Genomic DNA, 13,589 nt, shown 5'->3' with positions numbered 1-13,589 from the left:
TTGGGGTTTCATGCGGGCGGTTCCTCATCACCGCGACAATCGCATACGGCTAGTCTAGCGTGATCCCCCGTCCGCACCGATTTTCTAGCCGCGTTTCTACCTAGCTAACCGCGCCGTGCGGGCGATTTCTTTATTCTGGCCGCGTCCCGACGTGCATCAAGGGTGTCCACGTGATTCTGGCCGATTTGAGCGGCCTGTGGATGAGAGCTCATCTGGGGATCAAATGGTGCCCCCGAACGACGCTAACCGTAGGTGTCGCGGGGCCCTCGTCCGGCGATGTGGCGCGGTCCCTTTCGCCACGACGGGGCCGCCGGGCCCGTGATCTTCAACGACGTCACCACGCCGTTGCCGACGGCCGCGGCGATCTTGGCCAACAACTGCGCTTGGATCATCCGCAACTGGGTGGCCCATGCCGTCGATTCGGCGGCGACGCTCAGCACCCCGTCGTTGAGCGCGGTCGGGACCGCGTGGTCGGCGATCTGGTGGCCGACCACCGATGTCCAGTTACCCAGCACGGTGCCCTCGGCGACCTGCGCCGACCAGCCCCGCTTTTTCGCCAGGTCGCGCGCCAACCTGCCCAACGGTTGCGGGTCGCGAACGTCGGGCCCCGGCCCCGACCAGCTTCGCCGGTGACCCGCCACCCGGCGGGGCGAAGGTGACACCGCGCGGCCGCGGCCCGCGTCTTTCCCCTGAGCCCGCGCCGCGGCCCGGGCCTCCTCGAGGGTGCGCCTGACCAAGTCGATGCCGCGCAACTCACTCGACGGTCGGTCGCGCTCGGGACCCGGGCCTTCCCCTATGCCGGTCATGCGCGCATCTCCGACATCCGGCCCGAGTCGCTGTCACGCAAGTCGACATAAACCTGTCGAACGTCCCAGCCCGCCGGGATGTCCTCGACCACCGCCGCGGTGACCAATACCTGTTCGGCCGATTCGGCCACGGTCGCCAGCGCTCGGCGCCGCGCGGCATCAAGCTCGGCGAAGACGTCATCAAGCAACAACACAGGGTCGCTTTCCTCGGCGCGCAGCAAGTCGTAGGCGGCGAGCCGCAACGCCAACGCGAATGACCACGATTCCCCATGGCTGGCAAAGCCTTTCGCCGGTTGATCGCCGAGCCACAGTTCCAGGTCGTCGCGGTGCGGACCAACCAAACACATGCCGCGCTCCAACTCCGCATCGCGGCGCGCCGACAATGCCGCCAGCAGAGCGGTTTCCAGGAATTCACGGTCACCGCCGGCGATTTCCGCCGCCGCATCGGCACCCAGACTGGAGCGGTAGCTGATCGAGGCAGCACGTGATCCCGGCGCCAGCAGCTGATAGGCCTTCTCGACCTCGGGCGCCAGCTGATTCACCAAATCGACACGGGCGGCCATCAATTGGGCACCGTGTTCGGCCAAGCGACTGTCCCAGACGTCGAGCGTGTCCAGAGCGCTTTGGTCACCCCGGTACCGCGCGCCGGACACGGACTTCAACAGCGCGGTCCGCTGCCGCAGAACCTTTTCGTAATCGGCACGCACCGCCGCCACCGCCGGCCGGCGCACCGTCGCCAGGTCGTCGAGGTAGCGACGGCGCTCCGACGGGTCTCCGCGAACCAACGCCAGATCCTCGGGGGCGAACAACACCGCCCGTAGGACGCCGATGACCTCGCGGGTGCTGCGCACCGGTGAACGATTCAGCCGTGCCTTATTCGCCCGCCCCGCAGCGATTTCCAGATCGACGGCACATTCCCTGCCGTCGTTGACGACGATGGTGGAAACCACCGCCCGGGCCGCGCCCGCCCGGATCAACGGCGCATCGGTCCCGACCCGGTGTGAACCCAAGGTGCTCGAATACCACAGCGCCTCAAGAAGATTTGTCTTACCGAACCCGTTCGAACCGATGAAGACCGTCCGACCGGGTTGTAATTCGAGGTCAGCGTGTGCCCAGGACCGGAAATCACGCAGTCCTAAATGCCGGACGTACACCTAGCCAGGCAACCGGACAGGCATCAACAGGTAGACGTAATCGGTCGGCAGGGCGCTGAACGGTCCCGGGCCGGTCGGGTGGCTGTCATCGTCCAGTGCCGGGCGCAGCAACGCGGGCTTGCCCGGGGTCGTGAAACCAAACGACACCCGCTCGGAATGGACCGATCCCAATCCGTCGGTCAAGTAGGTCGGGTTGAAGGCGATGGTCAGCGGTTCGCCGGCGAAATCGATCGCCAGGTCTTCTTCCGCGCGGCCCACGTCGTCGGCCCCAGCGGACAGCCGCAACGATCCCTCGCTGAATTCCATCCGCACCTGCGCGCCCCGGTCGGCGACCAGCGCCACCAGCTTGATCGCCTCGGTGAGCTCCGACACGTTGATGGTCGCGACGGCCGTGTGCTCGGCCGGCAGCAGCTGGCGAAACTTCGGGAATTCCGCATCCAGCAGGCGCGTAGTGCTGCGCTTGCCGTTCCCGCTGATGCCGAGCAACCCGTCTTTGCCGACGCCGGCACCCGCACCCAGCGACAAACGAACCTCAGAACCGTCGGTGCCGCCCCGGGCGGCTTCGGCCAGCGTCTTGGCTGGGACCAGAACCGCGGCTTCGATGTCCGGGGACGCCGAGGACCAGGTCAACTCACGAACCGCCAGCCGGAACCTGTCGGTGGCGGCCAAGACGACCGTGTCGCCCGAAATCTCAACCCGGATCCCGGTCAACATGGGCAGCGTGTCGTCGCGGCCGGCGGCGATGGCCACCTGGCTGATCGCCTCGGCGAACAGATCGGCCGGCAGTGTCCCGGTCTCGTCCGGCAGCGCCGGCAGCGTCGGGTAATCCTCGACCGCCATCGTCGGCAACGAAAACCTGGCATTCCCGCAGTTCAGCGCGACCCGATTGCCGTCGACATAGAAGTCGATAGGCTTGTTCGGCAACGCCCGAACGATGTCCGACAACAGCCGTCCTGACACCAAAACGCTTCCAGGAGAAGCGATTTCGGCCGCCACCTGGGCTTCGGCGGACACTTCGTAGTCGAATCCGGAGATCGTCAGGCCGTCATCGGTCCCCGACAGCAGCACACCGGACAGCACCGGCACCGCGGGTCTGGATGGCAGGTTCTTCGCCACCCACGACACCGCGTCGGCGAAAGACTCCCGCACCAAACGAAACTTCAAGTCGCTGAGGCCAGCCGTTGTCGTCGCCGCGTCCATAGCGTCCCTTCACCTTCAGCGTTTTCGGATCCATTGTGGCTAGCCTCCCCCCGCTAGCACGGGGCCCCGCCACGAACGCCGGTGACGCGATGCGCCGACGACGACCGTAACGGCAGTCGAAGAACAACCGTAGATCCTCGGGGGCCATCTTGAAAGCTAATCGCAAAGGCCGACAAAACGATCTGACGACCGCCTCGGCGACAGGTGTGCACCGAACGTCCCCAGGGCTGTATTTCAAAGAAGAACCGATGAAGAGATCTCAGTAACAGTATTAAGGCCTGTGCATTCTGGGGACAGCGTCGTCCCGGCGCAGCTAGCGCGACGATCGGGATGTGGATCGTGGCCGTGGCGTCTGTGAGTCATGTGTTGGTCTCGTGGGGACGAACGACAGGTGTGCACGGACCGCCCCGTACTGCACTGGAGTTTGAGGGCTGTGTACACAGGGCTGCGCACATGACCTGGGTGTGGCGGATGTGACGGACGCGCGAGAAGTTTCTCGAAAAATTACGCGCAGGGACGCCGAAAAACCGGGATTCAGCGCTTGGAGCGCTGCCGGATGCGAGTGGTGAGCTCCTTGACGTGATCAAAAACCTCACGCCGCTCGGCCATCTCGGACAAGATCTTGCGCTGCGCGTACATGACGGTGGTGTGGTCGCGGCCGAAGGCCTGCCCGATCTTGGGCAGCGAGAGATCGGTGAGCTCACGGCACAGATACATGGCAATTTGGCGTGACTGGGCCAGCGCCCGCGTCTTGCCCGGGCCGCGGAGTTCTTCCACGGTGGTGTCGAAGTATTCGGCGGTCGCGGCCATGATGGTGGCCGCACTGATCTGCATGGTGCTGGCGTCGGCGATCAAATCGCGCAGCACGATTTCCGCCAGCGCTTTGTCGATCGGGGTTTTGTTGAGCGAGGCGAACGCGGTCACCCGGATCAGGGCACCCTCGAGCTCGCGGATGTTGCGCTCGATGCTGCTGGCGATGAGTTCGAGGACGTCGTCGGGGACCGCGAGCCGTTCCATCTGAGCTTTCTTGCGCAAGATGGCGATCCGGGTTTCCAGCTCCGGGGGCTGCACGTCGGTGATCAGACCCCACTCGAACCGTGTTCTGAGCCGGTCTTCCAGGGTGGCCAGCTGTTTGGGTGGCCGATCCGAGGAGATGACGATCTGCTTGTTGGCGTTATGCAGGGTGTTGAAGGTGTGGAAGAACTCTTCCTGGATACCTTCTTTGCCCTCGATGAACTGGATGTCGTCGACCAGCAGCACGTCGACGTCGCGATAGCTGCGCTTGAAGGCGACCTTGCGGTCGTCGCGCAGCGAGTTGATGAAGTCGTTGGTGAATTCCTCGGTGGAGACGTACTTGACCCGCATCCCGGGGAACAGGCGCTGCGCGTAATTGCCGGCGGCATGCAGCAGGTGGGTCTTGCCGAGTCCGGATTCTCCCCAGATGAAGAGGGGGTTGTACGCGCGAGCGGGGGCCTCGGCGATCGCCAGGGCCGCGGCGTGGGCGAACCGGTTGGACGCGCCGATCACGAAGGTGTCAAAGGTGTAGCGGCGATTGAGGCTGGTGCCGGCGGCGACGGCGGGGTCGATAGCGTGCGGCCGCTCGGTGAAGTAATTCGGCCAGCCCGGCTGGGCGCCGTCAACGGTCTCACCGTTTTCGAACGGCTCGTCGGTGTCGAGGGTCGTGTCATCGCCGGGGAAGGGGCCGTCGGATCCGGGGAAGGGCTCCGCCGGAGGGATCAGCGCGTCCTCGACATCGTCGGGCGGGGGAGCGATGCGGACCCCCAGTTGGATCTGCTGGCCGAGCCGACGGCTGAGCGCATCGGTGATCGGAGCGCGCAGATGACGTTCGATCTCGTTTTGCACGAAGCTGCTCGGGACCGACAGCAGAGCAAATCCCTCGACGATCGTCAGCGGCCGGACCAGATTCAGCCAGGCCCGCTGCTGCGGGGTGAGGGGAGTGACCAGGGTGGTGCGGTTGGCGGCTACGCCGTCCGCGGCGGGATCACCGTTGAGCTCGGAAACGACCGCATTCCACACTGTCGTGAAGCCTGAACCGGGGTCATCGGTCAACGACGCATCTCCCTGGTTCTCGAACGTCCCGGGTCGAAGTACAACTCACGCTTGGCGACAAAACAGCTGTCCACATAGTTATACACAGGTGTGGACAGGGTGATCGTATGCGAGCCACAACCTACCGGCGACGGCTCGCGATCTCCGCGCTGGAAGAAAACCTAGAAAGGTTGTCTAGGCAGCTAGTCGATCCACCATCCTCGCTTCATTGTCGAGCGCTGCTTCAGTCTAAAACGACTTGGGCAGAAGCTAACAGTTTTCCGTGCGGCTGCCAACCGTTCTGCTGCATTCCAATCGGGTCGTTTAGGGTCAGTGGGGCCTTGGTTCGGCTCGTTAGCGTAGTCAGGCCGGAGGCGTGTGTGAGCGGAACGGAAAATCTTTCGCCGGGTGCCCGTGGCGGCGTTGCGGCAGGCCAGGTTTGACCAGGCGAAGGCTCGTCAGTACCCTCAAACAGTCGCCCGAAAGTCGGCGATACGGCTGCGACCCAGAACCACATGGGGACCGCGCCGGCCAGTAGCAGCAAGACCACCTCCGGTCGGAACGCAGACGAGCCCGAAGCGAACCGTCTGAGCGGCCGGATGGCAAACAACGAGGAGAACGTCGTGGCCAAGGGCAAGCGGACCTTCCAGCCGAATAACCGGCGCCGAGCCCGCGTGCATGGCTTCCGCTTGCGGATGCGCACTCGTGCCGGACGCGCGATCGTGTCCGGTCGGCGCCGCAAGGGCCGCCGCGCGCTATCTGCCTGATCGCAGGTCAGGTCTCTCGGCGGTGCTCCCCGCACGCAACCGCATGACGCGGTCAATTGAGTTTGACGCGACGGTGAAGCACGGGATCCGCATGGCGCAGCCCGACATCGTCGTGCACTTCCGGCGGGGAACCGGCGGCGACGACGCGACGGCACCACACGTCGGACTGGTCGTCGGCAAGCTCGTCGGATCGGCCGTGGAACGTCACCGGGTCGCGCGCCGCCTGAGGCATGTGGCCCGCACGATTCTGGACGAACTCGAGGAGTCCGACCGGGTGGTGATCCGGGCGCTTCCCAGCAGCCGGACCGCATCGTCGGCGCGGTTGGAGCAGGAACTGCGGCGGTGTGTGCGACGGATGCCGGCGACGGGAATCGCACCGTGACGGGTCGGCCTCCGGTGGGCGCGTTCACCCATGCCGCTGGAAGATCCGTGGCGCAAGGATTGATTTTCCTCATCCAGCTCTATCGGCATATGGTGTCGCCGCTACGTCCGGCGACCTGCCGCTTCATTCCGACCTGCAGCCAGTACGCGGTCGATGCGCTGAACGAGTACGGGTTGATTCGGGGCGGTTGGTTGGCCGCGGCCAGACTCGCCAAGTGCGGACCATGGCACGAGGGCGGATGGGACCCGATACCGGATCGGCCTGGCTGCCAAGGGAATTGCCAAGACACCAGCGACGCTCGGGCCGTCCGAGCGACGCGAGGGGAGAGTGAGTCTTTTGTCCTTTGACGTTTTCAGCCTCGACTTCGTCTACTACCCCGTGTCGTGGATCATGTGGGTTTGGTACAAGTTGTTCGCCTCCATGCTAGGGCCGTCGAACTTCTTCGCCTGGGCGCTGTCGGTGATGTTCTTGGTCTTCAGCCTGCGCGCGCTGCTCTACAAACCCTTCGTGCGACAGATCCGCACCACGCGCCAGATGCAGGAGCTGCAGCCGCAAATCAAGGCGCTGCAAAAGAAATACGGCAAGGACCGCCAGCGCATGGCGCTCGAGATGCAGAAGCTGCAGCGCGAACACGGCTTCAACCCGATCCTCGGCTGCCTGCCGATGCTGGCGCAGATCCCGGTGTTCATCGGTCTGTATCACGTGTTGCGCTCGTTCAACCGAACCACCGGTGGGTTCGGGCAGCCGCACCTGTCGGTGGCCGAGAACCGACTCACCGGGAACTACGTGTTCACCCCGACGGACGTCGCACACTTCTTGGACGCCAACTTGTTCGGCGCACCGATCGGCGCCTTCATGACTCAGCGCACCGGTCTGGACGCCTTCACCTTCTTCAGCCGGCCGGCCGTGATCGCCGTGGGCCTACCGGTGATGATCCTGGCCGGGGTCGCGACGTACTTCAACAGCCGGGCATCGGTGGCGAGGCAGAGCCCGGAGGCCGCGGCCAACCCGCAGACCGCGATGATGAACAAGCTTGCGCTGTATGTGTTTCCGCTTGGCGTCGTCGTCGGTGGGCCGTTCCTTCCGCTCGCGATCATCCTGTACTGGTTCGCGAACAACATCTGGACGTTCGGTCAGCAGCACTACGTCTTCGGGATGATCGAGAAAGAGGACGAAGCCAAGAAGCAGGAAGCGATCGCGCGCCGTGCGGCCAATGCGCCGGCCCCGGGGGCCAAGCCGAAACGGAACCCGAAGGCGACGTCGCCGGGCGGGAACGGGTCGGCGAAGGCCGACGCGGATGCCGAGGTGACCGATTCCGCGGAGGCGGATGCCGAGGTGGTCGACGGGCAGGCGACAGACGCCGGCGAGGCCCCAAGCAACCGCACCCCGAGGCCGGGGGCGCGACCGAAGAAGCGCAAACGCTGATACGGGCGGACAAGCTATCGGGGCGACCCGGGGAGGGCGACCCCAATTGGGCTCAGACCCATGGATGAGGGAGAGAAAGACATGACAGACGCCGACACCACCGAACGCGACGTGGAAACGGAACTCGAGACGGAGGCGCCGACCGAGGCCACCGCCCCGGGCGATGCCGAGGAAAGCGACGACTTGGAGGAGCGGTTGGTTGCCGAGGGCGAGATCGCCGGCGACTACCTCGAGGAGTTGTTGGACCTCTTGGACTTCGACGGCGACATCGACTTGGACGTCGAAGGGAGCCGGGCCGTCGTGAGCATCGACGGCGGCGACGACTTGAACAAGTTGGTCGGCCGTGGCGGCGAGGTGCTCGACGCGCTACAGGAACTGACCCGGTTGGCCGTGCACCAGAAGACCGGGGTGCGGAGCCGGTTGATGCTCGACATCGCCAGCTGGCGCCGGCGCCGGCGCGAAGAGTTGGCGGCGCTGGGCGACAAGGTGGCGCGGCGCGTGCTCGAATCGGGGGAGCGCGAAGAACTGTCGCCGATGACCCCCTTCGAACGGAAGATCGTGCACGACGCCGTCGCCGCGGTCTCCGGGGTGCACAGCGAGAGCGAGGGCGTCGAGCCGTCGCGGCGCGTGGTCGTCCTGCACGACTGAGAGTTACAGCGATGTAGTTCGTCTGCCCGGAGAGCGAGCGTCCGAAGGTTGAAAGTGCACGCGCCATCTAGAGGATGTTTCACGTGAAACATGGCGGTCCGGCCGAAGCCGCGGGGGAGCCCCCCGGCCCGGACCCCGATCCCGGCGCCCCTCCGGAAACGGCCGCCGCGGTCTTCGGCGAGCGACTTGAAATCGCGCAGCGGTACGCCAGGCTCCTTGCGGGTGCGGGTGTGGAGCGCGGGCTACTGGGGCCGCGCGAGGTCGGCCGCATCTGGGAGCGCCACATATTGAACAGCGCCGCGGTCGCCGAGCTCCTCGGTGCCGACGACCGCATCATCGATATCGGTAGTGGCGCCGGCTTGCCCGGCATCCCGCTGGCAATCGCGCGGCCGGATCTCGAGGTCGTGTTGCTCGAGCCCCTACTGCGCCGCAGTGAATTTCTCACCGAGGTCGTCAACGAACTAGGGTTAGCCGTCGAGGTGGTCCGCGGCCGTGCGGAAGAGCCGGCCCTGCACGGTCGGTTCGGGAAGAGGGATGCGGCGGTGTCACGAGCGGTTGCGGCGTTGGACAAGCTGACGAAGTGGAGCATGCCGTTGCTACGCCCGGGCGGTCGGATGCTGGCCATCAAGGGGGAGCGGGCGTCCGAGGAAGTTGAACAATTCCGGCGTGTGATGACAGCATCGGGCGCCGCTGATGTCAGGGTGGTGACATGTGGCGCGGACTATTTGCGTCCCCCCGCAACCGTAGTTTCAGCTCGACGCGGACAGCCGCCGCACCACAAGTCGGCACGGACCGGGAAGGCCCGAACGCGATGACTTCTCCAGGAGACAGGCCGGTCACATCGCCGGGGCCGGAGGGCGCTCCGACGGCGGCGCCCGCTTCGCCGGTGGGCGCGGCACCGGTTCGGCCGGATGCCGCGCCGGCGGCACCGCCCAATGTTTCACGTGAAACAACGGCCGAATTCGACACACCGATCGGGGCGGCCGCCGAACGGGCCATGCGGATTCTGCACACCACGTATCCGCCCCTGCGCCGGCCGGCCCGTCGCCGGGTCTTCACCGTCGCGAACCAAAAGGGCGGCGTGGGCAAGACGACAACCGCGGTCAACCTCGCCGCCGCCCTCGCGCTGCAGGGACTCAAGACCCTCGTCATCGATCTCGACCCCCAGGGCAACGCGAGCACCGCGCTGGGCATCACCGACCGGAAGTCGGGGACGCCGTCGTCGTACGAGGTGTTGCTCGGCGAGGTCTCCGTTCACGAGGCGCTGCGGCAGAGCCCGCACAACGAGCGGCTGTTCTGCATCCCCGCGACGATCGACTTGGCGGGCGCCGAGATCGAATTGGTGAGCATGGTCGCGCGCGAGAATCGATTGCGTACCGCTTTGGCCGACCTCGACAGCCTCGACTTCGATTGCGTCTTCATCGATTGCCCGCCGTCGCTAGGCCTGCTCACCATCAACGCACTGGTGGCGGCACCGGAAGTCATGATCCCGATCCAATGCGAGTACTACGCCCTCGAGGGCGTCTCGCAGCTGATGCGCAACATCGAAATGGTCAAGGCCCATCTCAATCCGAGGCTCGAGGTGAGCACCGTGGTCCTGACGATGTACGACGGCCGCACCAAGCTCGCGGACCAGGTCGCCGAGGAGGTGCGCCGCTACTTCGGAACCAAGGTGCTGCGGACGGTGATTCCGCGCAGCGTCAAGGTTTCCGAGGCCCCGGGTTACAGCATGACCATCATCGATTACGACCCCGGTTCCCGCGGGGCGATGAGCTACCTCGACGCGAGCCGCGAACTCGCCGAGCGCGATTGACCACCATCCGTGAAGGGACGACCATGACGCAGCCGTTACGCAAAAAGGGTGGCCTCGGCCGGGGGCTGGCTTCGCTTATTCCGACCGGTCCCGCGGAGGGTGATTCCGGTCCGGCGACCCTGGGTCCCCGGATGGGGGATGCGGCCGCCGACGTGTTGATCGGAGGACCGGCTCCCCAGGAGGCGTCCTCGGTGGGCGCGGTCTACCGCGAAATCGCGCCGGCCGACATCGAGCGAAACCCGCGTCAGCCCCGGCAGGTGTTCGACGAGGAGGCGCTGGCCGAACTGGTGCACTCTATCCGCGAGTTCGGGCTCTTGCAGCCGATCGTCGTGCGGGCCGTCAAGGATTCGGACAGCGGGGCGCGCTACCAGATCGTGATGGGGGAGCGGCGTTGGCGGGCGGCCCAGGAGGCCGGCCTGGCGACGATCCCAGCGATCGTGCGCGAGACCGGCGACGATGATCTGTTGCGCGACGCCCTGTTGGAGAACATCCACCGGGTGCAGCTGAATCCGTTGGAAGAGGCGGCCGCCTACCAGCAGCTGCTCGACGAGTTCGGCGTCACCCACGATGAACTGGCGGCCCGCATCGGACGGTCGCGGCCGTTGATCACCAACATGATCCGGTTGCTCAAGCTGCCTATCGCGGTGCAACGGCGGGTGGCCGCCGGGGTGTTGTCCGCTGGGCATGCCCGGGCACTGCTGTCTCTGGAGGCCGGCCCCGACGCGCAAGAGGAACTGGCCACCCGCATCGTCGCGGAAGGATTGTCGGTCCGGGCCACCGAGGAGGCGGTCACGCTGGCCAACCGGTCCGGCGCCAGCACTCCGACGGCCCCACGTCGCAAGCCGATCCAGATGCCCGGCCTGCAGGACGTGGCCGACCGGCTCTCGACCGCCTTCGATACCCGGGTGACGGTCAGCCTGGGCAAACGCAAGGGCAAGATCGTCGTCGAGTTCGGGTCGGTGGACGACCTACAGCGGATCATCGACGTTATGACGCCGCCCAAGGCCTGATCTAGGACACGGTGTAATTACGTCACTGTGACACTGGGGCCGGCGCCGAGGCGAATTTCCGTACCCCGACGTCGCGGTTCGACGAAATAGCATGAGTAGCAACGAGTTTCGGGATTCGGCGGCCCGCTGCCGCACTGTGGCAGTGGTTGGGCCGTCGCACTGCGCGTGGCCAGGCTAAAGCTGGCCCGATCGCGACCACCTCTCCTATCCTGGAGGGGTTGTCGGTGCAGATGGCTGCAGTACCGCACAGGAGCAGGAGGCTAGTGTCCGCTCGAATCATGCCGTTGCGGCTCGAGGCCTTCGAGCAGCTTCCCAAGCATGCGCGCCGGTGCGTCTTCTGGGAGGTTGATCCGGCGACCCTCGGCAACCAGGATCACCTCACGGACCCCGAGTTCGAAAAAGAAGCGTGGCTGTCGATGGTGATGCTGGAGTGGGGGTCGTGCGGTCAGGTGGCGACTGCGATCCCCGACGAGCGAAGCCAGGCCGAGCCCCCGTGCCTGGGGTATGTGTTCTATGCGCCGCCGCGGGCGGTGCCGCGGGCTCAGCGATTTCCGACCGGGCCGGTGTCCGCGGACGCGGTGATGTTGACGTCGATGGGCATCGAACCGGGGCCAGCTGCCGACGACTTACCGCACGGCTTGATCGCCCGAGTCATTGACGAGTTGGTGCGGCGCGGTGTGCGGGCACTCGAGGCGTTCGGCCGCACGCCGGCGGCGTCGGAATTGCAGGATCCGCAGTTGGTGGGTCCCGATGTGCGGGCGGTGCTGGAGGCAGTCGGCGATTGCTCGGTAGACCGTTGCGTGATGGACGCGGAGTTCTTGAAAGACGCGGGTTTCGTTGTGGTGGCACCACATACCTATTTCCCGCGACTGCGACTCGAGCTCGACAAGGGTCTGGGATGGAAGGCCGAAGTGGAGGCGGCCCTGGAGCGCCTGCTGGAAAGTGCGCATCTGGAGCAGCCGGTCGGGGCCGGGTCTGCGGCGGGCAATGCGTTGGGAACCACCCCGGGTGGTTAGCGGGTAGTTAGGAACCGCCCAGCTGGCTGGTGCGCTCCACCGACAATTCGTGCGCCAGTAGCTCGGCGAACGTGAATGTGCCCGTGGGCCGGTCGTTCTTGCCCAACAGGTACAGCCGCTTGACCGCGGCAAGGATTCCCTCGGCGATGGCATCGCGAGTCTGGGTGGAGACCAGCATCGCGCGGTCGCGGGGGTTGGTGATGTAGCCGATGTCGACCTGGACCGTCGGCATCCGGGTCAGACGCAGCAGATCCCACGTCCGGCCGTGCGTTCGACAATCGCGTAAACCGGTGCGGGCCACGACTTCTCGCTGGATAAAGTCGGCGAGGTTGCGGCCGATGGTCGACACCGAACCATGGGAGTTACCGAAGTGAAAGGACGCCACCCCGTTGGCCGCGGCACTGAGCTGATTCTCGCAGCGCAGGCTGATCATCAGGTCGGCGCCGACATTGTTGGCGGTGGCCGCGCGTTCGGCGTCCAGGGGGCTGCGGTTGACCGGACGGGACAGGAAGGTTTCCATCCCGATGGCGGTCATGCGCCCCTCGAGACGGCTCGCCAAGTCCCACAACACATCTGCTTCGCTGACCGGACCAGACGCGCCGTGCACGATGAGCCCGTGGTCCGCACCGCCGCGGCCCGGATCGATGATGATTCGCTTGCCCGACAGTTTGGGACCCGAGCTGCGCACCAGTTCCTCTTCGCGAAGCGCGTGGGGCGACCCGCCGGTGACCCGCGAACTCAGAAAGTACAAGGACCGCAACGTTTCTGGACCGCAGATGCCGTCGGCGGACAGCCCGTACTCACGCTGATACGACATCAAAGCGTTGTGTGTCTGCAGCCCGAAATAGCCGTCGACCAGTCCGGTGTAGAAGCCGAGGTCCTGCAGCCGCGCCTGCAGCGTGGCGACGTCGTCGCCGAAGAGGGGGGCGCCGAATTGGTGATATAGCGTGCGTGCACCCAGGCGGTACGACGCTTCCTTGAGCGCGCGGTAGGTGGCCTCGCCGACGATGCCGTCTACGAGCAGTCCGCGATGCTGTTGGAAAGCACGAACCGCCTGGTCAAGTTCGGCGTCGAAGAGTTCGAGGGCCACGTGCCGCCCGGTAGTGAGATCCTCGTCGTCGGAGCCGTCCAGCATGCCCAGTGAGGCGAGCGTGGCCCGGATCTCGGTCACAGCGGCGCTGCGGTCACCACAGCGCAGCGCGTCGCCGTATTCGCGGCGCGGACTCGACATACCAAGGGCCCTCCGGGACAAACTGACAGGCTCACAGATGAGCAACAGCTAATCGTATTGTCGCAGACGCTTCGCAGATTCCAGAAAA

At 65.7% G+C, this 13,589-nt stretch carries 14 protein-coding genes; 9 read left to right on the top strand and 5 right to left on the bottom strand.

Features of this window, described 5'->3' with window-relative positions; genetic code table 11:
• Positions 1-242: 242 nt before the first annotated feature.
• The 4 genes from G6N26_RS17860 to dnaA form a co-directional block, all read right to left on the bottom strand.
• Complete coding sequence (locus tag G6N26_RS17860) at positions 243-806, bottom strand: DUF721 family protein (protein ID WP_067176288.1); 564 nt, start codon at positions 804-806, stop codon at positions 243-245.
• Entirely contained in the window at positions 803-1,960 is a 1,158-nt protein-coding gene (gene recF, locus G6N26_RS17855; protein WP_083015756.1) for a DNA replication/repair protein RecF, read from the bottom strand. The genes G6N26_RS17860 and recF overlap by 4 nt, the downstream gene beginning before the upstream one ends.
• Positions 1,961-3,160 (bottom strand): DNA polymerase III subunit beta, encoded by a 1,200-nt coding sequence (gene dnaN, locus G6N26_RS17850; RefSeq protein WP_067176281.1) that lies wholly within the window; start codon positions 3,158-3,160, stop codon positions 1,961-1,963.
• Positions 3,161-3,694: 534 nt separating this feature from the next.
• Positions 3,695-5,230, bottom strand: coding sequence for a chromosomal replication initiator protein DnaA (gene dnaA / locus G6N26_RS17845; protein ID WP_067176279.1), 1,536 nt, complete (start codon positions 5,228-5,230; stop codon positions 3,695-3,697).
• Between the two features lie 602 nt (positions 5,231-5,832).
• Between dnaA and rpmH the strand changes: the two genes are divergently transcribed.
• The 9 genes from rpmH (at position 5,833) to G6N26_RS17800 (ending at position 12,270) form a co-directional block, all read left to right on the top strand.
• Entirely contained in the window at positions 5,833-5,976 is a 144-nt protein-coding gene (rpmH, locus tag G6N26_RS17840; protein WP_003874369.1) for a 50S ribosomal protein L34, read from the top strand.
• 22 nt (positions 5,977-5,998) lie between these two features.
• Positions 5,999-6,358 (top strand): ribonuclease P protein component, encoded by a 360-nt coding sequence (gene rnpA, locus G6N26_RS17835; protein WP_083015759.1) that lies wholly within the window; start codon positions 5,999-6,001, stop codon positions 6,356-6,358.
• Positions 6,355-6,705, top strand: a complete 351-nt coding sequence (gene yidD / locus G6N26_RS17830) for a membrane protein insertion efficiency factor YidD (RefSeq protein WP_095578066.1) — start codon at positions 6,355-6,357, stop codon at positions 6,703-6,705. Before rnpA ends, yidD begins: the two co-directional genes overlap by 4 nt.
• Positions 6,686-7,783 carry a membrane protein insertase YidC gene (gene yidC / locus G6N26_RS17825; RefSeq protein WP_095578065.1) on the top strand — a complete coding sequence of 366 codons (1,098 nt, stop codon included), beginning with the start codon at positions 6,686-6,688 and terminating at the stop codon, positions 7,781-7,783. The genes yidD and yidC overlap by 20 nt, the downstream gene beginning before the upstream one ends.
• Before the next feature lie 81 nt (positions 7,784-7,864).
• Complete coding sequence (locus tag G6N26_RS17820; RefSeq protein WP_083015983.1) at positions 7,865-8,431, top strand: Jag family protein; 567 nt, start codon at positions 7,865-7,867, stop codon at positions 8,429-8,431.
• A gap of 74 nt (positions 8,432-8,505) precedes the next feature.
• Complete coding sequence (gene rsmG / locus G6N26_RS17815; RefSeq protein WP_083015762.1) at positions 8,506-9,246, top strand: 16S rRNA (guanine(527)-N(7))-methyltransferase RsmG; 741 nt, start codon at positions 8,506-8,508, stop codon at positions 9,244-9,246.
• A complete protein-coding gene (locus G6N26_RS17810) occupies positions 9,243-10,244 on the top strand; it encodes a ParA family protein (RefSeq protein ID WP_082991572.1) in 1,002 nt (333 codons plus the stop codon). The genes rsmG and G6N26_RS17810 overlap by 4 nt, the downstream gene beginning before the upstream one ends.
• A gap of 23 nt (positions 10,245-10,267) precedes the next feature.
• The gene (locus G6N26_RS17805) at positions 10,268-11,254 is read left to right on the top strand and encodes a ParB/RepB/Spo0J family partition protein (RefSeq protein WP_067176267.1); all 987 of its coding nucleotides are present in this window, start codon (positions 10,268-10,270) and stop codon (positions 11,252-11,254) included.
• A 263-nt stretch (positions 11,255-11,517) separates the two neighbouring features.
• Positions 11,518-12,270, top strand: a complete 753-nt coding sequence (locus G6N26_RS17800; RefSeq protein WP_067176263.1) for an acetyltransferase — start codon at positions 11,518-11,520, stop codon at positions 12,268-12,270.
• A gap of 7 nt (positions 12,271-12,277) precedes the next feature.
• Here the strand turns inward: G6N26_RS17800 and G6N26_RS17795 are convergent, their stop codons facing one another.
• Positions 12,278-13,501: an N-acetylmuramoyl-L-alanine amidase gene (locus G6N26_RS17795; RefSeq protein ID WP_067176259.1), complete on the bottom strand. Its 1,224-nt coding sequence runs from the start codon at positions 13,499-13,501 to the stop codon at positions 12,278-12,280.
• Positions 13,502-13,589 lie beyond the last annotated feature (88 nt).

This window comes from Mycobacterium marseillense, from assembly GCF_010731675.1.
Lineage (GTDB): Bacteria > Actinomycetota > Actinomycetes > Mycobacteriales > Mycobacteriaceae > Mycobacterium > Mycobacterium marseillense.
The sequence above is the reverse complement of the archived record's forward strand: the minus strand, read 5'-3'. Positions and strand labels throughout refer to the sequence as shown.